This window comes from Streptomyces sp. STAM6 (assembly GCF_054963715.1).
The window spans coordinates 1-21,384 of sequence record NZ_JBUEFZ010000041.1 but is presented as its reverse complement, the minus strand read 5'-3'; the positions used below and the strand labels follow the sequence as shown (position 1 = coordinate 21,384).

The 21,384-nt window shown below is 66.7% G+C and carries 22 protein-coding genes; 14 read left to right on the top strand and 8 right to left on the bottom strand.

Annotated elements, in window-relative coordinates:
* Positions 1–4: 4 nt before the first annotated feature.
* Genes ACY34K_RS30015 through ACY34K_RS29995 form a run of 5 tightly spaced genes read right to left on the bottom strand, consistent with a single transcriptional unit; the run spans position 5 to position 6,748 of the window.
* Positions 5–478 (bottom strand): DNA phosphorothioation-associated protein 4, encoded by a 474-nt coding sequence (locus ACY34K_RS30015; protein ID WP_403167734.1) that lies wholly within the window; start codon positions 476–478, stop codon positions 5–7.
* A complete protein-coding gene (locus tag ACY34K_RS30010; protein ID WP_462752700.1) occupies positions 478–2,556 on the bottom strand; it encodes an AAA family ATPase in 2,079 nt (692 codons plus the stop codon). Before ACY34K_RS30010 ends, ACY34K_RS30015 begins: the two co-directional genes overlap by 1 nt.
* Positions 2,553–2,738 (bottom strand): hypothetical protein, encoded by a 186-nt coding sequence (locus ACY34K_RS30005; RefSeq protein WP_099930490.1) that lies wholly within the window; start codon positions 2,736–2,738, stop codon positions 2,553–2,555. The genes ACY34K_RS30010 and ACY34K_RS30005 overlap by 4 nt, the downstream gene beginning before the upstream one ends.
* A gap of 60 nt (positions 2,739–2,798) precedes the next feature.
* Positions 2,799–4,949, bottom strand: coding sequence for a DEAD/DEAH box helicase family protein (locus tag ACY34K_RS30000; protein WP_462752698.1), 2,151 nt, complete (start codon positions 4,947–4,949; stop codon positions 2,799–2,801).
* Positions 4,949–6,748, bottom strand: coding sequence for a hypothetical protein (locus ACY34K_RS29995; protein ID WP_462752696.1), 1,800 nt, complete (start codon positions 6,746–6,748; stop codon positions 4,949–4,951). Before ACY34K_RS29995 ends, ACY34K_RS30000 begins: the two co-directional genes overlap by 1 nt.
* 545 nt (positions 6,749–7,293) lie before the next feature.
* Between ACY34K_RS29995 and ACY34K_RS29990 the strand changes: the two genes are divergently transcribed.
* The 3 genes from ACY34K_RS29990 to ACY34K_RS29980 all read left to right on the top strand — a co-directional run bounded on the left by ACY34K_RS29990 (position 7,294) and on the right by ACY34K_RS29980 (position 9,412).
* Positions 7,294–7,494, top strand: a complete 201-nt coding sequence (locus ACY34K_RS29990; RefSeq protein ID WP_462752694.1) for a hypothetical protein — start codon at positions 7,294–7,296, stop codon at positions 7,492–7,494.
* Positions 7,495–7,883: 389 nt separating this feature from the next.
* A complete protein-coding gene (locus tag ACY34K_RS29985; protein ID WP_462752692.1) occupies positions 7,884–8,558 on the top strand; it encodes an HAD family hydrolase in 675 nt (224 codons plus the stop codon).
* On the top strand, positions 8,555–9,412 hold the full coding sequence (locus tag ACY34K_RS29980) for an NAD(P)-dependent oxidoreductase (protein ID WP_462752690.1): 858 nt from the start codon (positions 8,555–8,557) through the stop codon (positions 9,410–9,412). Before ACY34K_RS29985 ends, ACY34K_RS29980 begins: the two co-directional genes overlap by 4 nt.
* Before the next feature lie 676 nt (positions 9,413–10,088).
* On the opposite strand, the gene ACY34K_RS29975 is transcribed toward ACY34K_RS29980, so the two are convergent.
* A complete protein-coding gene (locus tag ACY34K_RS29975) occupies positions 10,089–10,559 on the bottom strand; it encodes a hypothetical protein (protein WP_462752688.1) in 471 nt (156 codons plus the stop codon).
* Positions 10,560–10,919: 360 nt separating this feature from the next.
* Here ACY34K_RS29975 and ACY34K_RS29970 point away from each other — a divergent pair, with 360 nt between their 5' ends.
* The 3 genes from ACY34K_RS29970 (at position 10,920) to ACY34K_RS29960 (ending at position 12,967) form a co-directional block, all read left to right on the top strand.
* Positions 10,920–11,606, top strand: coding sequence for an SPDY domain-containing protein (locus ACY34K_RS29970; protein WP_462752686.1), 687 nt, complete (start codon positions 10,920–10,922; stop codon positions 11,604–11,606).
* Positions 11,607–11,728: 122 nt separating this feature from the next.
* Positions 11,729–12,166, top strand: coding sequence for a hypothetical protein (locus tag ACY34K_RS29965; protein WP_462752684.1), 438 nt, complete (start codon positions 11,729–11,731; stop codon positions 12,164–12,166).
* 102 nt (positions 12,167–12,268) lie between these two features.
* Complete coding sequence (locus ACY34K_RS29960; protein ID WP_462752682.1) at positions 12,269–12,967, top strand: hypothetical protein; 699 nt, start codon at positions 12,269–12,271, stop codon at positions 12,965–12,967.
* 255 nt (positions 12,968–13,222) lie between these two features.
* On the opposite strand, the gene ACY34K_RS29955 is transcribed toward ACY34K_RS29960, so the two are convergent.
* Positions 13,223–14,680, bottom strand: coding sequence for a mobilization protein (locus tag ACY34K_RS29955; RefSeq protein WP_462752680.1), 1,458 nt, complete (start codon positions 14,678–14,680; stop codon positions 13,223–13,225).
* A gap of 406 nt (positions 14,681–15,086) precedes the next feature.
* Between ACY34K_RS29955 and ACY34K_RS29950 the strand changes: the two genes are divergently transcribed.
* The gene (locus tag ACY34K_RS29950; protein WP_462752678.1) at positions 15,087–16,271 is read left to right on the top strand and encodes an IS701 family transposase; all 1,185 of its coding nucleotides are present in this window, start codon (positions 15,087–15,089) and stop codon (positions 16,269–16,271) included.
* A gap of 140 nt (positions 16,272–16,411) precedes the next feature.
* Here ACY34K_RS29950 and ACY34K_RS29945 read toward each other — a convergent pair whose 3' ends face one another.
* A complete protein-coding gene (locus ACY34K_RS29945; protein ID WP_462752734.1) occupies positions 16,412–16,543 on the bottom strand; it encodes a hypothetical protein in 132 nt (43 codons plus the stop codon).
* Between the two features lie 93 nt (positions 16,544–16,636).
* Between ACY34K_RS29945 and ACY34K_RS29940 the strand changes: the two genes are divergently transcribed.
* The 7 genes from ACY34K_RS29940 to ACY34K_RS29910 all read left to right on the top strand — a co-directional run.
* Positions 16,637–17,317, top strand: coding sequence for a helix-turn-helix domain-containing protein (locus tag ACY34K_RS29940; RefSeq protein WP_462752676.1), 681 nt, complete (start codon positions 16,637–16,639; stop codon positions 17,315–17,317).
* Complete coding sequence (locus tag ACY34K_RS29935) at positions 17,314–18,915, top strand: tyrosine-type recombinase/integrase (protein ID WP_462752675.1); 1,602 nt, start codon at positions 17,314–17,316, stop codon at positions 18,913–18,915. The genes ACY34K_RS29940 and ACY34K_RS29935 overlap by 4 nt, the downstream gene beginning before the upstream one ends.
* A gap of 429 nt (positions 18,916–19,344) precedes the next feature.
* Positions 19,345–19,575, top strand: a complete 231-nt coding sequence (locus ACY34K_RS29930) for a hypothetical protein (protein ID WP_462752673.1) — start codon at positions 19,345–19,347, stop codon at positions 19,573–19,575.
* Positions 19,572–19,886 (top strand): hypothetical protein, encoded by a 315-nt coding sequence (locus ACY34K_RS29925; RefSeq protein WP_462752671.1) that lies wholly within the window; start codon positions 19,572–19,574, stop codon positions 19,884–19,886. The genes ACY34K_RS29930 and ACY34K_RS29925 overlap by 4 nt, the downstream gene beginning before the upstream one ends.
* Before the next feature lie 133 nt (positions 19,887–20,019).
* Positions 20,020–20,148: a hypothetical protein gene (locus ACY34K_RS29920; protein ID WP_462752670.1), complete on the top strand. Its 129-nt coding sequence runs from the start codon at positions 20,020–20,022 to the stop codon at positions 20,146–20,148.
* 106 nt (positions 20,149–20,254) lie between these two features.
* Positions 20,255–21,085, top strand: a complete 831-nt coding sequence (locus ACY34K_RS29915) for an RNA polymerase sigma factor (RefSeq protein WP_462752668.1) — start codon at positions 20,255–20,257, stop codon at positions 21,083–21,085.
* Positions 21,082–21,384: DUF2637 domain-containing protein (locus ACY34K_RS29910; protein ID WP_462752666.1), on the top strand; the 303-nt coding region annotated here is incomplete at its 3' end. The genes ACY34K_RS29915 and ACY34K_RS29910, both read left to right, overlap by 4 nt.

Here is a 21,384-nt window from a genome sequence, read left to right as displayed (position 1 = left end):
GGCTTTACCAGTCCAGGTCAGCGCTGGCAAGGATGTCGCCAACGTCGTCCTTCTCTGCCTCCGGCGGCGTCCTTAGCCCCTCAAGGACGAGGTTCGAAATGACCGTGTCAAGGTCCTGGTCGGACTGACGATTTATAAGGGTCTGCAGGTGGGACAGGCCAGCGTTCGCGTACTCCTCGAAAATGAGGACCCGCTCGGGCTGCCGGTCCGCGCTGAGGATCTTCGGGTCGTCGGGGCACTCGACGGCTCCAAGCATGTCGAGAAGCACCTCCCCGTAGTCCCGGCTCTCCATCAGCGCGAGGCGAATCGGCTCGTCAGCCTGGTCGAACGGCTTGCGCTCGCCTCGGCGGCGGCCTAGCAGCGCGGCGAACATCATCGCCTCGACCATAGTCGCGAACGTCCCGGTCTTTCTGTCGGTGAGCTTACCGAGCAGGACCTCATGCTCTTGGGGACGGCGGAATCGGTCCGTGTAGGCCATCAGAAGGTCACCTTCTCCAGAACAGTGTGCTCGAAGTCGCCGTGTGACACGTACGGAACCTCACGATTGTTGATCACAATCGTCTCTTCGCCTGCCGACTGGTTCGGCGTATAAGAGCGCAGTACGTACATCTGGTTGGCGGCTTGCTGGAGGTTCTCCAGAACCTTTCCCCGCGCCTGCGACTGCGAGAGCAGGGTGACGATCTGGGATGTCAGCGCTGGCAGGGCCTTGGAGATTTCTTCCTGATAGGTCAGGTCGAGACTGCCGAAGGGGGCATCCATGACGACCGGGTAGACACCGCCGCTGCCGGTCTCGATAGTCGCCTCCCCCCTGTTCTTCTTTCGGGCACTGATGTTCCTGGCAACCTCGGAGACCGCGCCGACGAAGCTGAGCCCGAGGATCTGGTTCTCACCGGTGGAGCGGATGGCCACTCCACTCGCGGTGTGCAGCTCCAGCTCGAAGTCGTCGTTCAGCTCGGGTACGTAGCTCTTGATGAAGATCCGGGAGAAGACCTCCTTGACCTTCTTGTCAAGCTGGTCGCGGACCTCCTCGGTCTTGATCTCGAGGATCTCCTTCAGCGCGGCACGCACCTTCTCGACGAGCTCGACCTGCATCTGAACCTTGCGGGCCTTCTCGCTCTTGACCTCAGCATTCCGGTACTGGCGGCCTGTGGCCTCTGCCTCCTGCTTGATCGAGGTGACCTTGTTCTCAGCCTCCTTGTGCGCGACGCGGGCGTCAGTCTCCTTGGAGGCGTAGTTCTTCCGGCGCTCGATGAGGCGCTGGACGTCCTGGATGTTCACCCCCTCCAGCTGCCGATCGACATCAGAGCGTTCTGCTTCCAGCTCGCTGATCTCGGCGTCTGCTTTCTGAATGTCGGAAGCGTTGAGGGTGAGCTGCTCCAGGATCTCCTGGCGCCTCTCCTCCAGGTTCTTCATCTTGCCGCTGACCCGCATCCAGCTCTCCTGGACGTCCTCGAGACCGGCGTTGTACTTGCGCTTGTCCAGCTCCTCGTACTCCTGGGTCCCTTCTCGGACCTCACGGCCGCACATGCACAGCTGGGCTTCGAGAATGTCCTCGATGAAGCTGCGCTGGATGCCCGCGGGCAGCTGGCGGCGCTCGCGCATCTCGTCCGCGAGCTCAATCACCTTAGTGTCGATCCCGCTGGTCAGAGCCAGGAAGCCGTGCCGTGACAGCAGCTCGCGCTTGCGGCTCTTGTACTCCATGTGCCGGTCATGCGCGGCCTTGATCTGGCGGGTCAGCGAGTCCCGCTTCTTCTGGAGCGGCTCCGCCTCCCTGTTCTGGAGCAGGGCGCGGTCAATGGACTGGACTTCCTTCTGGAAGGCGCTGATCTCGCCGGAAAGGCGCAGCATCTCTGCCACCTCTTCCTTCTCGCGGGTGGCGAGCTGGTCCATATGGTCAGACAGCTGCTTCAGCCTGCTGTCCTCCTTGGAGTCGATCTCACTGGCGAGCTTTCGGGAGACCTTCGGCAGGTCCTCCAGAGCACGCTCGATGGCCTCCAAGTCCAGAAGGGTCTTGATGGCCTTCTGGACCTCCTGGTTCTTGCCTTCGCCTTCCCGCTTCACGTCGCCGGAGAACATCTTCTCCATGCGCTCACCGTTGAAGAAAAAGAACTGCCGCAGGCCCTTGGGCAGGATCTTCTCGATCCGGTCCTGGCCGTTGAGGATGCTCTGGGCTTCGCCGTCCGTCCCGATCTCCGTGACCGTCAGCTCGGGCTCGACGGGCTCCTGCTCCGCCTTCTCCTTGGTAACGGTGACGTGCCGGACCACGGAGAACCGGGTCCCGTCGTGCTCGAAGTCCAGCCGAACCGAGGCCGTGATGTCCTCCCCGAACGCCGTGTCCGCCCATGCTTTGTCGTGAATGACGCGATGCTGCTGTTCCACGTCTTCCGAGAAGGTGCCGTAGAGGGCCCAGGCGAACGCGTTGAGCAGGGTGGTCTTGCCGGCACCGTTGTTACCGAAAATGAGGACGGCGGGCTTGCCCTCCTCCACAGACAGGTCGAGAACCTGCTCACCATAGAAGGCTCGGAAGTTCTTCAGCGTCAGCTTGAGCAGCTTCACTTGGTCAGCTCCCTCACGGTGTCGACGATCTTCGGGACGACCTTGGTCGTCTCCCTGATGTGGATGTTCTCGGTCTCCAGGTCGATGACCTTCTGGACGAGGATCTTGGCTTCCCGCGGCAGCTCGTTCAGGACGTCGCGCACCGTTCGTGCGGGAGGCTGGCCGGCTGTTTCGTCGCTCACGGGTTACTCCTGGTTCGAGGTAGCGGGTACGGAAGGAATGGCAGTACTTGCAGTGAGGGCTCAGGTGTCGAAGAGGCCGTAGCGCTCGCGCACGGGGCGGAGGACATTGAGCGTGTCCCCCTCGTTGTCAGCGAGGTAGGCGAACTCTTCGACGCGAGCCAGTTCGCGACGGAGCAGGCTGCGTTCGGTCTCGTACTGAATCGCGTCCCCGCCCGCAGGCGGCACGACGACGAAGTCGATGATGTCCGCGTGCTTCTTGCCGGGCGCCTTGCGCAGGACGCGGCCGCGGCGCTGGATGAACTGGCGGGGGTTGGAGGAACTGGACAGGAGGTAGGCGGTCCGGGAGGCCGGGACGTCCACGCCTTCGTCCAGGCAGCGCATGGAGGAGATGACCTGGAGGTCGTTGTTCTCGAAGCGGCGCAGGATGTCCAGGCGGGCCGAGCGCTTGGTCTCCGAGGTGTAGCGGGCAGCGGGCATGTGCAGCTCGTTGCCGACCATCTCCATGACCTGGTCAATCTGACGCGGGCCGTCGGTGCCGTGTTCGTAGAGAAGGGGATGCTTGCCCTCGGCGCAGTAGATCAGCTGGTGGCTGGTGTCCCGGCGCCTCTCGATCTCCGCGTGGAGGATCTCCAGCTTGCCGCGGGCGTGGCCGATGATGTCGGCGCGCTTCTTCAGAAGTCGGCCGAGCGGGGAGTCCCGGTCGGCGGTCTCCTTCAGGTCTGTGCCAGCCGCGATCAGGCGGGCGATCTTCGCGCTGGTCTCTGCGTACAGTTCGGCTTCTTCGTCGTCCAGCTCCACGAGGATGGGCGTGTAGGTGTAGCGGCACAGGGCGCTGCGGCGGATGGCTTCGCCGATTCCCATCTCGAAGACGACTCGGTCGAAGTAGTCGGTGAGGGCGTCGGTTCCCTCCTCATCAAACCAGCGCTCCGGGGTGGCGGAGAGGCCGAGGCGGTACTGGGCCTTCTCCGGGAGGCGGGTACGCAAGTGCGCGGCGCCGAGGTTGTGGGCCTCGTCCGCGATGAGGAGGAGGTGCCCCCGGTAGGAGCTGAGCAGGTTCTGGAAGGCATCGCCGCCGAAGGTGGCGTTGGTAGTGACAATGACGCCGCTTCGGGTACCGCCGAGGGCGATGTTCTGGAGCAGGCTGTGAGCGCGCGGGGACCATCTGCTGGTCGTCTCGTAGGCCCGCAACGGTGTCACGCCGAACCACTCGATGTCCTTGGCCCATTGGTCGACCAGATGCTGGTACGGGGCCACGACGACAGTGAGGAGTGAGGCGGACGCATCGTTCTTCCGAAGGAGCGTGCCGAGCTGGGAGGCAGCGGAAAGTGCGGTCAGGGTCTTGCCTGTGCCTGTGGCCATGCGGAGGATGCCTCGGCACTGGTTGCGGAACCAGTTCTGGACCGCTTCCTTCTGGTAGTCGCGAACCTTCAGACTAGGCGGGATCGCAAGCGTGCCAGGAGGAGGCAGCGGCGTGGTGCGGATGGGGGTTCCGCCGGTCGGGAGTTCGTCCAGCTCGTACTGGTCTGCGGTGGCCCGGGCGCTGCGCTCGACGATCACCTTGGCGGCATCGGTGAACGGGATAACGCGCAGCATCTGCGTGCGGTTCTCCCAGAGGTCATCGAAGTCCTTGCTTATACGCGCGGCCCGGCGTGCATCGCTCGGTTCCCAGCTCCGATAGACCTCGATCGCCTCGAAGTTGCCAACGAGACCGGAGCGGGTCTCGTTGGCGCTGCCCTTGAAGGCGATGATGTCTCGGCCGTCCCGGAAGACACCAATCTTCTCGTGGTACATGCCGACGCGGCCACGCTCTTCGACATAGGCCAGCTTGAAATCGACTCGGTGCTCGGCGACCAGTCGTCCGAGCTTGCCGAGGCCGCGGGCTGCCCGCGCGTCCTCGACCGCCTGCTCTAGGTCGCGGAGGGCAGCACGCTGGAGGACTTTGCGCAGCTCGTAGCCGTCCTCAATGTCCTTGATGTCGGCCGGGTCAAGGTAGGGGGAGGCGATGATCCGCATGGTGCCGCCGCGCGCGGTGAACTCGTCGATTCCCTGCCCGAGCGTGGCGATCACGGACGCAGCGAAGTAGCCCACGGCCCGGTCGTAAGCGGTGGAGGCGGCGAGGGCAGGCAGGTAGAAGTCCTCGACAAGGTTGTTGCGGTCGCTGCGGTAGTCGGACTCCGCGCCGCAGTCGCGGAGGAAAGGGGAAGCCGCCATCAGATCAACCCCAGGTGGTCCATGAGGTCATCCACGTCGGGGGCCTCGTCGACGGGTTGGGGCTGCTGCTTGCCCGACGCGTCGGTCTCAGCGGTGCGGGCTGCGGGGGCAGCTGCTTCCTCGGAGCCAATGTCCAGGTCTTCACCTATACGGCGGACGATCCCTCCGCGTGCGGTGAAGGGCGCAATGGACATGGCGGCCCGCAGGCTGGACTCCTTGATGTCGAAGTCTCGGCGAAGAAGCGCCACGACCTTGTCTGCCTCAACCTGGCCGCCGTGCGCATCGACCATGTCAGAGATCAGTTCCTTGATCGGCTTGTACACCGGGAGGTGCCACTCGGTCAGCGCCCAGTGGTTCCGCTGGCTCCGGCTGAAGCGGGCATCCCCTTCGATCTGCTGCCGGAGATACTGGATCCCGATGGCGACGCCCGTGCGCTCCTTCAGCTCCTCGACAGTCAGCGGGGTGTCCGCCTCGCGCAAGGCGGCCTCCACCTTGTCGAGGCGCTCGCGCTCACGCTGAAGCCCGCCGCGCGAGCCGACGCCGCTGGCAGCCTCGGTGGTCAAGGCGGACGCTTCTTCTTCTCGGGAGGAAAGTCCCTGGGACGGGATTGCTGCAGCGGAGGGTGCAGTCGTGTCGGAACCGTCCTGGAGGCACCAGGCTCCCCTGGCCGTGATCGCGAAGCGCGCATCCGTGAAGAGCGCCTCTGTCACTTCTCCCTGTGGCACGACTCCGTCCAGTGCACCCTCGATGAGCGAGGTGCTCATGCCCTCAGCGCAGCCTTCGAGGAGCTGCGCGATGAGGTCTCCGGGCGACGCCTCCAGACCCGCTTCGCCGGCATCCGCCAGCGTGCCTGCAAGCGAAATGGATCCGTCACTCTCTGCTTCCCTGTTTTTGACTTCCTCGGCCGCACTCGAAGGGCTATTACCCTCCGTAGCGTTCTGCTCTGCCGAGGTTCTGTCGCCTCTCACTGCCCGACGCCGCTCGGAATCGGTGGAGCGATCCGGCACAACCCAGCCCTCGCCCGCCGTGAAGGTGGCGTCTCGGAGCATGCGCGAGACCACTCCAAGCTCCCCGTCCGCCGTCTCCGCCTCACCAAGAAGGTTACCGAGAGTGAGAATGCTCTTGCCGTTCTTATTTCCTAGCAGGAGGGCGGACAACTGGTCGACGAGCTCGGACAGCCCGCCAGAGACGACAGCGGTCTCAGTCGGCTGGGGCTTGGAGCGAGTCAACGAGATCTGGTTGCCCTCACAGTCAAGACCGCAGTGGATCAGCCACTGACGCAGGGTGTCGAGATCGCTGGGGACAGGCACCTGGCGTGCGTCGAGAAGAGCGGAGGCTGTCGACAGGCTCATCAACTCGTCGACACCAAGATCAAGGGCTCTCACCGTGGCGGCGCCGCACTCTTCCAGATCATCCATGAAGATCCACTGTCCGGTCGGGGACGCCGAAGTGGTCGCGTCCAGCCAGCGCATGCCGGTGAACAGGCGGAGGACGGTGAGCCTCTCCCCAATGTTCTCGCCAAGCCAGGCGTGGCGGTCCACAAACGAACTGACGAGGCAAGGTTTCCGCAGGTCAAGCTCCGCGTGCTCTATCCAGGCTCGGAGTATCGAATCCCCCTCAACACTGCGGTTGAACTCGTCCATAAGGAAGTTTCGGCACTGTCGCGCAGTCTCCCGAAGAAGGGCATGCTGAGAAGCAAGTTCGCCCAGCGGAACCGGAGCCTCTGCGCAGAAGTGCTGCAGGACGAGGTCCCGGTTGAAGCTGCTGAGCCCCTTGTACCAACGGTCGAATGCGTTCATGGCCTTCAGAGGTAGGGGTGGACGATGGTCAGCGCGCTGGGAGCAGCGCCTCATCACACGCGGCTATCGGGTTGCCCGTCACCGCGCATTAAAGGCGCCATTGGGTTGTTCGTTCCAGCACACCCCTGTGCCTCTTCCTCCCTCCTGGTACACCAGCGACAGAGCTGATGCTTCCAACGGTACGGGCGACGCCTTGAACTGACCCATGGTTCCCTGCACTGCAGCAGACGGGGAACGGCGGCCGCGGTCCTACAACCTCACGCCCGCCTCCATGTAGTGAATACGGCTCCAGATCGGGTCCGGCCTGACTGGACTGGTGCATGAGTCTCTGCTCTCGGCAACAGGTGAAACGAGGCCCTGGATCACTTTCCGTGCCAGAGCCACGGAGGGTCACCGAAACCGCGATCATGAACGGCCGTGAGCGATGTCGTGTCCGGGGACCTGGGGGAACCTCAGGTCGATGGTGTCCTGGTTGAAGGGGTAGTTGTAGGCGGCGAGTTGGGTGGTGGTGCGGACATGCACCTCTGCCGGCCCGGGACCCGGAAGTGAAGGGCCTGGTCGAACGCGCGAACGACTACCTGGAGACCAGCTTCCTACCCGGCCGCCTCTTCAACGCCCAGCTGACCGCCTGGCTGCAGATCGCGCTTCCCATCGCTACCAGAGGCGCGCTGGGCCGTGCACCGAGAGAACCGCGCCACGAAATGCCCAGAACCTTACTGGCACTCGTGGACGTCACGCACGGCTGATCGCATGATGGCGAAATCCAGTCCGGATTCGCGGGCGAGGTCCCACGCTGCGTCAACAGCCTTTCCTCCCAGACCGTGGTGGGTGAGGAAGCCGTTGGAGGCTTCGATGCCCCAGGTGCTGTGGATGACATAGGCCGACCTCCAAATTCGGGGGTAAGGGCCTCGCCCGCCGAGACTCGCCGGCCACTCTGACTCGTGGTACCTCGTCGAGGCCGACAGAGTGCTGACCGGGGACGGTTTGCCGGATGGTCCCGGACCAGCCTCGGGGTGACCGTATGGCTGGCAACATGAAGGAACGATGTGCGGCGCAGAGCGCAGCGGGAAGGGTCGCTCGACGCGCCACGCAGCCCCGAGCACACAGCTGACCGCCGCGCATTAGGGTGCAGGATGTGCAGCCGTCTCTGGTTCTCTTCGACCTCGACAACACCCTCGTGGACCGGCGAGGAACGCTCGCCGGCTGGGCCGCAGAGTTCACCGCCCAGAACGGCCTGGAGGACGAAGATCAGGCGAACGTCCTAGACATGGTGGCCGAGCGGGCCTATCCATCCACTTTTGAGACGATCCGCACCCGGTACCGACTGCCCATGTCGACTGCGGAGTTGTGGCACACGTACTGCACGGACATCGCTGCCTTGGTGTCGTGCCAGGCCGGGGTCCTCAACGGCTTGGAGGAGCTGCGTGCGGCCGGCTGGCGGGTGGGGGTGGCGACCAACGGTGCGGCGGATATCCAGCGCGCCAAGCTGCGGGCCACCGGTATCTCCGAGTGCGTGGACGGCGTCTTCGTCTCCGAGGAGGCTGACGCGCGCAAGCCGCAGACCCGCCACTTCGCCCTGGCGGCGGCCCGCTGCGGCACCGTGCTGCGCGACGGTGGCTGGATGGTCGGGGACAACCCGGTCAACGACATCGGCGGCGGACGCTCCGCAGGACTGCGCACCATCTGGATCGGCGAAGGCCGTTCCTGGCCGCCGGACGATCCCGGGCCGGACCACGTGGTGCCGCATGCACGCGCCGCCATCGACCTGCTGCTTTTGCACTCCGTCGATCACACAAGGACTGCGGCATGACGAGCACCATTGGGCTGTTGCACCCCGGCAGTATGGGCTCCGCCTTCGGCGCCCAGCTGCGCGCGAGCGGCCACATCGTGCTGTGGTGCCCCGACGGACGCAGCGACACAACCCGCCGCCCGCCCGAACGCGCGGGCCTCGAAGCCGCGGCGCTGCCTGAGCTTGTCTCCCGCTCCGATGTACTGCTCTCCCTATGCCCGCCCGCCGCAGCGGAGGAGACCGCCGGCCAGGTAGCCGAGCTCGGCGTGTCCGAAGCGGGCACGATCTATGTCGACGCGAACGCCGTCTCGCCGTCGCGCGTGGTGAATATCGCCGACCGCCTGGCCCCGACGCCGGTCATCGATGCAGCGGTGGTCGGGTCCCCTCCGGTGGGCGGCAAGTCCCCGACGCTCTACCTTTCCGGCGCCGTCGAGCAGGCCGACCGGATCGCCGAACTTTTCGCCGGCACCGATGTGCGGACCCACATCCTGGGCGACAGCATCGGCAAAGCCTCCGCACTCAAGCTCGCGTACTCCAGCTACCAGAAGGTGTCCCGGGTGCTGGCTGCCGTGGCCTACGGGGCGGCGGACACGTACGGGGTCGCGGACGAACTGCTGGTGATCGCGGCCAAGCGCACCCGCAGCTACCTCGTGGAGACCGACTACATCCCCAAGACCGCTGCCCGCGCCTGGCGTTGGGGCCCAGAGCTTGAGGACGCGGCGGCCCTTCTCGCCGACGCCGGGCTGCCGGACTCCCTTATGCACGCGGCTGCCGCGACGCTTGCCCGGTGGGACGGGAACAGAGACGATCAGCTCGATATCGCTGAGGCCCTGGAAGCTCTGCGCCTTGAGCGGGACCCGGACAACCCGAGTTGAGCAGGTCGCATCCGCTGGGGCGCTGACGTCCTGGCGTCATGTGCTGGCGGGGGCGACTTCGCTGCTGGCGGTCGGCGAGTGGATCGCGGAAGATCGAGGCCCTGGCACCACGTCCGCGACACCACCTTCGGCGAGGACGCCTCCCAGCTGCGGACAGGCAATGCACCCCGGGCGATGGCGACCTGGCGCAATCTCGCCATCGGCGCCATGCGGCTGGGCGGCGTCAAGAACATGGCCGCCGGCCTCCGCCGCAACGCACGCAACGCCTGCCGACCCTCGCGTGATCACAGACCGGACGTCATCCAGTCTTTGCCGAAGCCCTGGGTCCGACGGCTGAGGTTCATCTACTCTGTCGCCATGGCATGTAGGGTTTGTGGACTCGGTGGGCACAACAATCGCACATGTCTGGGTGAACACCCCACGTGTCCGAACTGCGGTAAGCCGACAGCCAACATGAACGACTACTCCGAGCGGCACGACAGCGATTACTGCTCTCCGTTTACCTCCTCCGATTGCTGGGGTGACGCGCGGTGACAGCGCTTGTCTGGACAGGGTGTGCCGATCCCGTCGAGAACGCGACTGACTGGGACGACGAGTCTCAGATGTGCAGCGCTTGTTATGAAGTCAGCGGCGGCCTCACGTAGCCGGTGTCGGAAAAGGCCCGCTGAACAGCGGGTCAGCTGGTTTCTGCCGCCTCCGCCATGAGACGGGCCCGCTTCTCGGCACGCGGTTCGGCTTTCCAGTCGGGCAGGAACGCCGACAGAACTGGGTCGCTTTCGATCTTCTGCTGGGTAGACCGCATGCCTTCGTCGATCAGCGCGTCCCACTTCTCCGTGGCGAACTCGACGCGGCAGGGCAAGTCCTTGATGATCTTCTCGTCCAGGGTCAGGTAGTTCGACGCACGCCCCCTGGCACCACGGGCCGTAGGCACGTACGCGTTGGCGCCGGCCTGGTCGGGAAGCAGGGAGATGAGGACCGCGTCTCCGTCCTCGGCGATCCTTCGGGCCGCCTTGTTGGCTGCCGAGATCTCTGCCTTGGAGGGTTCCCGTTCCAGCATCTCGATCAGGGTGCTGCGGATGCTCACCGTCTTCCGGCTGGCCAGCGCAGTCTGCAGGGCCTGGCGGAAGGTCTGCGTCATCGATGTCATAGCAGCGATTGTTGCGAATGGCTGTCCCGAGGCCGCGCGCTTGAGGGCGGCGCTCGGTGTGTGTTCCCCCGTACGGCAGACGCACGGGGCGTGGTCCCAGCGTGCTCACCCCTCACGAATAGGTTCGCTGCCACAAAGGCCGAAACGGCTGGGTTCGCTGTCAGACGTGTCGATTGAATGGCCCAGGGAGAGCAAGTTCGCCGGGGGCAGACAGGAAAGATCCTGCAAGGGCTGGTGTGCTGCTGCAAACCATGTCAACGTACAGACGCCCTGACGGAAAACCTTCCCCTTGATCCCACGGAGGCGCCCCTGCACCCGCACCACCCCAGCGAACCCTCCCACCCCGACTCGCCAGACCCGGTGTACTGGGTCACCCCGCGCCATCTGGCGGGTGACGACGGGGCCCTCGCCGAACGGATCGGCGACACCCTGGCTGGCCTCGGCTGGCGCATGTGGCCTACCTCCCGTCACACCCTGCTGTACGTCAGCCCAGATGAGCTGCGCGGCGCCGAATGGATCCTCGCGGCCTACCCGTTCGAACTGGGCGGCTCCCCGGTTGCCTGGCAGCTGAGCGCCCGCCCGGATGCCACCTCCGTGGTGCCTGCGTGGAACGCGTACTTCACGGCCGGCGTCCCGTACGAAGCGCTCGCCGATCTCCTCGTGGCGATCGGCACCCGCGAGACGCCCGACGTCGGCTTCGAGGCGCCTGGGACGGTCCTCAACGCACTGGGTGCCCAAGGCTGGATCCGCGATGTGGACCGCCCCCGCACCACCGCCACGGACCCCGGATTCTCCTGCAGCGTCTCCTTGGAGATGCTGCCGCCACTCATCCAGGACGCCGACCCGCGCCCTGACCTGGTGGGCTGGCAGGCATGGGCGGAACCCGTCGTCAGCGCCCCCTATTTGTGGTGTGCCAGCTTCAGCACCAGCGTCCCCCATGAGCTGGTGGCGGCATTCGCCTCCTCGCTCGCCTCACCGGCCCCGGTGCCCCGCCGAACCGTCCCTGCGAGCGCCGAAGGGCGGCTCACCGTCCTCCGCCGCAACTGACGGCGCCCGCCCAGAGGAGCCGCTGTCGTAAACGGCTCGTCGCCGATCTCCCGAGTGGCAGCAAGTCAGACGAGGCGCGCCACCGCGCCCGCCAGATGACAGAGAAGGAGTGTGCCTTGTTCTTGTTCCGACGCGCTCGCGAGGACCGCGCGTTTCGTGAAGCCCAGTGTGCGGGCCACGCGCTGCTCCTGCGGCTGCAGGCCACGCAGCCGTGGCCCAACTTCCCCGAGCCGACCTCACCCGCCGCAGGAGAAGGGGTTGTGCCCGACTTCCTGCCACCGGAGCTGCGGGTGCCGTCGCGCGAGGAGGTGGCCGGGGTGATGATGCGCTGGCTACAGCCGCTCGTCGTCGACGGCGAGGTCCGTACGTGCCCCGAGTGCGGCGCGTACCGGGACTGGATCGTCTTCTGCATGCGGGACGACTCGATATGGCTGCACTGCCGGGCGGGCCACGAGACGAAGGAGCCCGGCCTGGATGCGGTCTGGTTCAACCGCCACTCCGGTCCCGTCGACCAGTTCCACCCCACTCTCGAAGAGGGCCTGCGCCACCTCGGCCATTGACCTCCCGAAACCCCCACTCCCTTCGCACCGCCGGCTCCCGGAGGGCCGGCCTGGTCAGACCGTCCGCTACGCAGGCCACAACAGGCCAAAAAGCGGTTTCCGATGCGCCTTCACGCCAGGACCGTCCTCAGCCTCAGCGCCCTCGCTATCTTGGCCCTGGCGGGCTGTTCCGATGGCAGCGCCGCCTCCTCCGGTCCGATGTCCTCCCCGACCGTCCCGGTGCACCCGGACGGCGAGAGTGCCCCGGCGCTCGCCTCGCTGTCCTCGACCGCGCTGGCCAAGCTCCTCTTGGACGAGAGCGACCTCGGCGGGGGCTACACCCGCACGCCACAGCGCCCCGCGGCGCACGACGATGTGGCTGTGGTGGGCTGCCCGGCCATGGAGAAACTCGGCGGCGACACCGCGACCGGCACAAGTCTCGCCTTCCCCCGCAAGGCGAAGGCGTCCTTCACCTACGCCGGCGGCAGCAACTCCGAGCTGGCCGAAGAGCTGTACAGCGACACTGCGGCGAAGCTGTCCAAGGGCATTGGGGAGATCTTCGATGCGATGGTCTCCTGCCCCACGTACCAGATGGTGTCGGGCAACACCGTCGTCACGGTGGGAACGCAGGTGACGCCCGCCCCCGACCTGGGCAACGAGCAGTGGAGCCAGCTGCTCACCTACTCGATCGGTGGGCAGCGCAGCGTCGTCAAGCAGACGGCGATCCGAATCGGCAACGTCCTTATGCTCGTCTCGGGCGCGCCGGGACTTGTGGACGCCAATCTGGAGAAGGCGCTCGACAAGGCGCAGGCAGCCTTGTGACCTCCCGGTCGGCGTCGTTCGGCGCCGGCGCGCATGACTTTGTCGCCGTGTTCGCCGATTCCCTCAGTTCCAGTGCACCGGTGCTGCGCCGGGTGCTGTCGGAGGGCACATTCGACCGGCTCCTGGACGCTCCAGCAGTTCCAGGGCCTCCCACGCGGTGAAGCCGGGCCTCCCAGTTAGGGGAGCCCGGCTTCGTACTGCGGTGCCTTGTTGCGGCGTCTCCCAGCGCGTCACCGCACGCAGCTGAGATCGTGATCAGCGCCGTCGTGCCGGTGACGGCTGCGGGGCCGGGGCGGCTGCTGCCCTGTGCTCTGGAGCGTCGGGGCGCCGTGCTGCGCTGTCGGCCCAGGCTGGGCTGTGGGCTTGTGCTGCGCGGGCCTGTGTGCTGGGTGCCGGCCTTTCGCTGAGGCGTTGGATGCGCCAGGTCAGGACTCGTGCGGGGCGGCGGGCGTCGTTCAGGGCGCGCTGGTCTGCGATCTGCTGGAGGAGCTGTTCCGGGTCGTGTCCTGCTGCTTCCGCCTCGGCGAGAGCGGTGGTGAGAGCCGCGAAAGCGGGGTCTTCGATGATCTGCTCCGCGTGCTCGGGCACGACTTGGCGGAGGCGGCGGATCTGCCGCTCCACGGCCTGCTGGGGCGGCTGGCGCTGCGCGAGGGCGGCCAGGGGTGCGGCTGCGGCTTGGTCGTAGGCGGCCTGGAGGTGGAGCAGTGTCTGCTGGGCGGCGGCGACCTGCTGGTCGTGGTGGCGGAGCTGGTGCCAGCGGGCAGCAGCAACGACCACGAGGATCGCCGCGTCCAGGAACATCGCCAGGACGGCGCCGTCCTTGGGGGCGGGCTCGCGGAGCATGCCGCGTACTGCGCCGCGCAGGGCGCGGGCGTGGTGGTGTTCGGCCCGGATGCGGGAGCGAGTGGCACGCTCGAACGCGGTTGCCGCCTCTCGGAGTTGGGGGCGCAGGGGCTGGGGTGCGAGGAGGGGGAGGGCGTCGAGGGCCTCGCCGAAGGCGGCGAGGTGGGCCTGGGAGGCTTCGTCGTCCGTCTGGTCGAGGTGATGGGGGATGCGTTCGGCGGCGGCGGTGGCCTGGTGCCAGGGGTTGGGCCCGCGCCGGCCCGGCTTGTCAGCGGCCTGTGGGTCGATGCTCTCCAGGCGCTTTTGGATCTTGGGGAAGGAGAGGTCCGGGGCAAGTTCGGAGCCGGAGAACCAGACGGGCTCATTGTCGGCGGTGGTGGTGTCCTCGCTGGCGACCTTGTAGCCGCGCACGTCACCCGAGGGGAAGTAGACGACCTCGACGAGCACGCCGTCGAGGTGGTTGAGCAGATGGACGAACTCCTCCACGCTGGCAGCGGCGGCCACGGCGGTGCGCACGGTGGCGCTCAGCCGTTCGCGGGCAGGCTTCTCCTGGCCAGCGCGGCGGGCCTTCTCCTGCTCGGCACGGGTGGTCCGCTTCGCAGCGGTGCGGTCACCGCGGACCACTTGGAAGAGGTCGTATTCCTTCTCGATGACCTCTGGGCACGCATCGTTCAGCAGCTCGGAGCCGTACGTCGGTTCCGGGTCCGGCACCGCCTCCTCGGCGGGCTGATCCACCGGAGCGGTCTCCGGTGCCCGCTCATCGGCCGTCGGGGCGGCTTCGGGCGCGTGGCCGGGTCGGCCGGGCACCGCGACCGTCGGCCATGCGGCTTTGCCGGGTGCGGAATGCGGCTCGGGTGTCGTAGGTTGCACAGGGCAGCTCCTTATCCGGTGACGTCGGGCATGCAGGCCCGACTCACGCAGGTCGTTCGTTGGAATGCGGGCAGTGGAGTGTGCGGAGCCTCCGGTGTTGGCGCGCCGGGGGCTTTCTCGCTTCCTGGGCCGGGGCGAGGGAACACGGACAGTACGTCCGCGCCCCGACACAGTCCAGCGTTTCTGTGTCAGCTCAGCGCAGAAGCGTCTGCTATGGGCTCGGGCGGTCATGCGGCCAGGCCGAGCAGGTTCAACAGGTCGGCGGTCACGACGCGGTACGCCTTGCCCAGCCGCAGGACCTTGCACGGGTACTGGCCGCGCTTGGCCAGCTCGTAGCCCTTGCTCCGGCCTAGTACTGCAACGGTGCTTGCCGTGACGGTGGGGCAGGTTGGTCGTTGGTCAGATCATGGGTGGGGAACTTGCTGATGCCCGGTCGTGGGCTGGTGAATTGAAGGCCTTGCATGAGCGGTTCGTGCATCGTTTCGCCAGGTCGGAGCCGCGTGAGTCGGCTCTTGCTTATATGCGTGGGCTGATAAGTCCGCTGGAGCGGAAAAATGGTTGGACGCTTGCCGAGGAGGCTGGGCATGCGGGTCCGGACCGGATCCACCGGCTGCTGAACCGGATCGACTGGGACGCCGATGAGGTCCTCGACGACGTGCGGGACTACGTGGTCGAGCATCTCGGCGACCCGGAAGCGGTGCTGATCGTGGACGACACGGGTTTCCTGAAGAAGGGTGTCCGCTCGGCCGGGGTCCAGCGGCAGTACTCCGGAACGGCCGGCCGGACGGAGAACTCCCAGATCGGGGTGTTCCTCGCCTACGCCGGCGGCCGGGGCCGCACCCTGATCGACCGCCGCCTGTATCTGCCCACGTCCTGGACGGATGACCGTGAACGATGCCGGGCTGCGGGCATCGGGGACACGATCGCCTTCGAGACGAAAGTCGTCACCGCAAGGGCGATGGTCCGCCGGGCCCTCGCAGAGAAGATCCCGTTCCGGTGGGTGACCGCGGACGCCGCCTACGGCTTCTCCAAAGGCTGGCGGCACGAGCTGGAACAAGCAGATGTCTTCCATGTCATGGCCACCACCCGTCACGACACCGTCGTCACCCGCTGGGCCATGGACCATCCCGTCCACGACCTGTTTCCCGGTCTCCCGAGGCAGAAGTGGAAGCGCCGTTCCTGCGGCGACGGCGCCCACGGGCCGCGGGTCTACGACTGGGCGAGGGTGGAGGTCCGGCCCTGGCACCGCGAAGACCGCCGGCACTGGGTGATCGCCCGCCGCAGTGTGAGCCGGCCGCAGGAGATCTCCTATTACATCGCCTACTGCCCCGCAGACACCACACTCGATGAGCTCATCCGTGTCGCCGGCAGCCGATGGGCAGTGGAGGAATGCTTCCAGACAGCGAAGCAGGAGTGCGGGCTGGACGACTACCAGGTCCGCCGCTACGACGGCTGGCACCGCCACATGACCCTGGCCATGGCCGCCCACGCCTGCTTGACCGTCCTGCGGGCCCGTGAACTGGACGCCGGGAAAGCAGAAACGGATCCTCCGGCCTCGTCCCCCTCAGCCTTCCCGAGCTCAGACGCCTGATCCACCGCCTCACCCACCGCCGCCAAGCACCCATCGAACACGTCCTGCACTGGTCACACTGGCGCCGCAGACGACAACACCAAGCCCGCACCAGCCACTACAAACAACGCGGCCACACCCCACCAGAACCTGCCCAACCGTCACAGCAAGCACCGTTGCAGTACTAGCCCCAGCGCCCGGTTGCCGGTGTCGAGGTCAACGGCGGCGGGCAGGGCCAGCAGCTCTTCTCGCGTCATGCCCTTGGGGTGCTCGGCGGTGTTGTTGTTGCGCATCCAGTGCTCCGTTCATGTGAGCCCTCGGCGAACGCGGCATCACGTCCGGCTCCAGGCGATCACTAACCACTATCGGGAAGCTAGTGTGTCTTCATGACACAACGCGGTTTTACTTCTGGAGATGACGAAGACGACGTCCCCGAGTGGGTGGATCAGGTGATGGCCACGGTGGCCGCCGAGGTCCGTAGACGAAGGAAGGAGCTGCGCATGAGCGCCCAGGACCTGGCCGACCGTTGCGAGGAGATCGGCCATCCGATCCCGCGCAATGTGATCGCCAACATGGAATCCGGCCGCCGCGCCAACCTGCCCCTGGTCGACGTCCTCGTCCTCGCCGAAGCCCTACGGACCTATCCCATCTGCCTGCTCTACCCCGTCGGCTACGTCGACCGAGTCCAGCGCCTTCCCCTGCAGCACTCCGACCCGACGTGGGATGCCATGCGCTGGTTCACTGGCGACAGCGAGGACTTCGGCATGGAAGACGACATGCTCCGCAACTTCCGCGCCCACGTCCGCTACCAGCGTGCCGCCCTGGCCGCCCTGAAAGGCGAGAAGCACGAGCGCTGGAAAGCCGAGACGGCACCCAACCAGGCCGAACGCGAGGAAGCCGTACTCACCCAGGCCGACTACGCCGAAAGGGCGTTGGAAGCCAAGTACCGCCTCCGCAGCGCCCGCGCCTTCATCCGCGAAGACGGCGGCACACCACCTCACCTGCCACCAGATCTCGCCGACGTCGACCCGCACGTCGGCAACACCGATGATGAGAATGATCTTTGAAGGGTTCCACCCACCGCCGCTGCTACTGCCGCGACGCCCACACCGGCAAGCCGCTCGGCAAGAAGTGCCCGAAGCTCTCCAGCCGCAAGCACGGCTCGTACTCCATACGCCAGGAGCTCCCGCCCCGCGAGGACGGCACCCGCCGCTCCTTCAGCCGCGCCGGCTACGACTCCCTCAAGGCGGCCCAGGCCGACCTCGACCACGTCCGCGCCCTGCTCGGTCTCGCCGACACCGACGACCCCGAAGGCATGGCACTGATCGCCGCCATGCTGGAGGAGGTCGGCGACGAGAAGTCGCCACTGCCGGATGTCGAGGAGACCCGGCGGCGCCTGAAATCCGGTCAGGACCTGATCGGCCGCCTGACCGTCAGCGAGTGGCTCGACCGATGGCTCGACGGCAAACGCATCCGCAAGTCGGGACTCAACCGCTACGAGACCGACATCCGGTTCCACTTGAAGCCCCGGATCGGCCACCACCGTCTCGACCGCCTGCGCGTGAGCCATCTCAGCGACATGTTCACGGCCATCGCCGACGCCAATGCCGAGATCCTGGAGCAGAACGCCCAGCGCCGGGCCGCGGTCGACGAGTTGGCCACCGTGCCGTGGAAGGGCACGGACAACCGCGCCCGCCGCAAGGTGATGAAGACGGCGATCGACGCCATGCCGCCGTTCCGGCGTGTGACCGGCCCGGCTACCCGGCTGCGTATCAAGGCCACGCTGCGGTCTGCGTTGAACGACGCGATCGGCCAGCAGATCCTCACCTTCAACCCGGCCGCCCACGTCGAGCTCGACCCCGTTCGCAAGCCGAAGGCCCTGGTGTGGACCGACGCGCGGGTCGCCAGGTGGGAGCAGACGGGTGAGAAGCCTTCCCCCGTGATGGTCTGGACGCCCGAACAGACCGGCGCGTTCCTCGACTTCCTCGCGGAGGACCGGCTGTACGCGATGTGGCACCTGATCGCCTTCCGCGGCCTGCGGCGGGGCGAGGCATGCGGTCAGCCCTGGTCGGAGACCAACCTCGATGACCACTCCCTGACCGTCTCCGCCCAGCTCGTCCAGGACGGGTGGGAGGTCGAGACCTCCGAGCCCAAGACGGACAGCGGCTTCCGCGTGGTCGCGCTCGACGACGACACCGTCAGCGTCCTGAAGCGGCACCGCGAACAGCAGGACGCGGACCGCGAGGAGTGGGGATCGGCCTGGGTCGAGACCGGCATGGTCTTCACCCAGGAAGACGGCTCCTGGCTGCACCCCGGCAAGGTGACCGACCTCTTCGAGCGCCTCGTCGCCGCCTCCGGGCTCCCGCCGATCCGGCTGCACGACCTCCGGCACGGGGCGGCCACGCTCATGCTCGCCGCCGGCATCGACGTGAAGATCGTGTCGGACACGCTCGGGCACAGCGACACCCGGATCACGCGGGACATTTACCAGAGCGTTCTGCCGCAGGTCGGCAAGAACGCGGCTGAGGCCACCGCCAAGCTGGTTCCGCTTCAGCGGAAGACCGAGGCGGAGGAGGCCCGTAGGGCCGCCAGGAAGGCCAAGGACAAGGCGAAAGCCGAGGCCAGGGCCAAGAGGAAGGGCAAGCGGAAGAAGCCCAAGAAGTAGGGCACCGGACCGCTCCGCTCACGCATCGCTCACGCAAGCCATCTCGCGGTATCCCGGCCGTGTGACGCGTCATGCCCCGAGCAGCAGAAAACCCCAGGTCAGCGGCTATCTGTCCTGGGGTTTCTCGGAGCCGCCTTCGGGATTCGAACCCGAGACCTACGCATTACGAGGTCATTCTGCGCGCTCCGCCGACCTGCCATGCACGCTAGATAGCGCTCTGACCTGCACGTTTGGCATACCGGACTGTCTTGATCTATCCCGGACTATCCCGGGCTGATGTGTACGGCATGTGTACTGCCCCATTTCCGAGAGTGAGTTGAAAATCGACTCATGTAGAGCTCACCGCCTCGAAAAGAGGTGGCCCCGGTCGGCGGCTGCGTGCACCGAGTGGGGCCTGAGGTCACTTCCCTGTGCAAGAGGGAGAACCCGATGAGCAACACCGTACTGCCCTGGACCATACGGGCGAAAGGGCGCGTCAGCCGCCCCACCGAGCGAGCCGGAATCCAGGCCGCGCTGGAGACACAGAAGCCTCTCCCCGACATTCACCTGATCATCTCCGACATGATCGCCGCCCACCTGGCTGGCGACGTGGAGGGAGCCAACCAGTGCGCCCGCATGGTGTACCGGGCGGCAGGCGAGAAAGGAACCGAATCCGCATGACCAACACTCAGGAGACATGGCCCGAGGGCGTCCTGGCCCGCTACTTCACCCTCGGCGGCGCCACGGTCGACGTCACCGAGACCGGCCCCCGCGACGGTGAAGGCCTCTTCGTCACCGTGGCCCTCTGCAACGGCTGCCGGGAGATGCTCCGGACGCAGTGGGAGGACGGCTACCTCGACCACAAGGGCGGGTACCACCAGCTCGCTCGGGCCCACGCCGTGAGCCGCGCTGAGAAGCGTGCGCGTAGGTGGGCGCAGGACCACGCCAGCGGGTGCCGCGCTATGTCCCGGTCTAGCACCCGACGCCTGTAGCTGGCGCACGGGGCGGGGCGGGGCGGGGAAGCAAGGCGGCTGCCCTGGATGACGCCCAAGTAGGCCTGAGCGGGTTTCCGGTCCCGCCCCGCCCCGCCCCGCCGGATCACTCCACCGAGAAAGCGAGCACGTGATGTCCGAACGCAAGCGGAACAAGGCTGCCGTCAGTCTCCCCGCGAACCTCATCAGGGCCGTGAACAGCGCCGCGAAGCGCGCTAACGCGGTCAAGAACAAGGACGCCGACGGCAAGGGCAAGCCGTAGGTCTGCCCGAAGAGCCGACCCTACGCCCCAAAGCGGCACGGCCCCGACCGCCAGCGGTAGCGCGCTTAACGGTCAGGGCCGTGCCCGACCCCAGTCAGGAGTCACCATGACGGTATCGGACGAAGCGACCCGAGACGTAGCCGACCAGTTCACCGAGATCTACCAGCAGTACCAGCGTCGGCTACGCGTCTTCATCTGGAAGCGGCTGGACATCTCTCAGGAGCACCTCGCCGAGGAGCTCGCCCAGGAATCGTTCATCGAGCTGTGGCGCCGCTACCTGCTGGCCGGTAAGACCGTCGAACGGCCCTACGGCCTGCTGTGCACCATCGCCCGGCATCAGGTCCTGAACTACCGGAAGCTGGAGAAGAACGGGGAGAAGCCCCTGGACTTCGCCGACCCGACGAACACGCCGGTCATCGCCACCGGCAACACCTACGCGGCCGCGGCGCCGGGACTGCACCTGCTGGCGAATGAACTGGACGAAGCCATGGAGCGCATGGAGAAGGCGTCCAAGAGCTGGCGGACCCTGCACGCTCAGGCGCACCGCTTCCGCACCAGGCTCTCAAGCCAGGCGGCCGCTGCCCCGGGTTGGAAGGAGCAGCGGGAGGAGGACCTGGCGGTCGTCGAGCTACGTCAGACTGCCGCGCTGAAAAAGCTGCAAGAGGCCTGTCACCAGGTGGGGACGCTGCGCGCCGAGCTCGAGGCCACTGGTGGTCCGAACTGGAAGTCGTCCACTGGGATGCCGGCCAGCGCGGCCAAGAGCAACCGGCCCGCGGGGACCGTGTCGAGTGATGTCACCGTGACCCACTGCCCCAAGGGTCACCGCCTCGACCTGGCGAACACGCTCTTCGAAGAGTGGGGCCGACGGCGCTGCCGGACGTGCAGGGCTCTGTCCGCAGAAGCGAGCCAGCAGAAGTCGAAGGTGGGTGCCAGGTGAGCCGCCGGAACTTCCCCGACATCGTCGCCGGCGCGGCGGCCGCCGTCACGGTCCTGCTGACCGCGGCCGCGTTTTGGCTGTCGTATGAGCATCTGCACGACGTCGCTCACGACAACGGCCTTCGCCACAGTCCGGCCCGCGCCTGGGCCTGGCCCGCCACCATCGACCTGTTCATCCTCGTTGGCGAGCTGCTGATGCTGTACTCCGCACGGCGAGGCCGCGGCATCGACTGGTACGCCGTAGGCCTCACGGCCGTGGGGTCGCTGGGCTCCATCGCTCTGAACGTGGCCGGTGTCGGC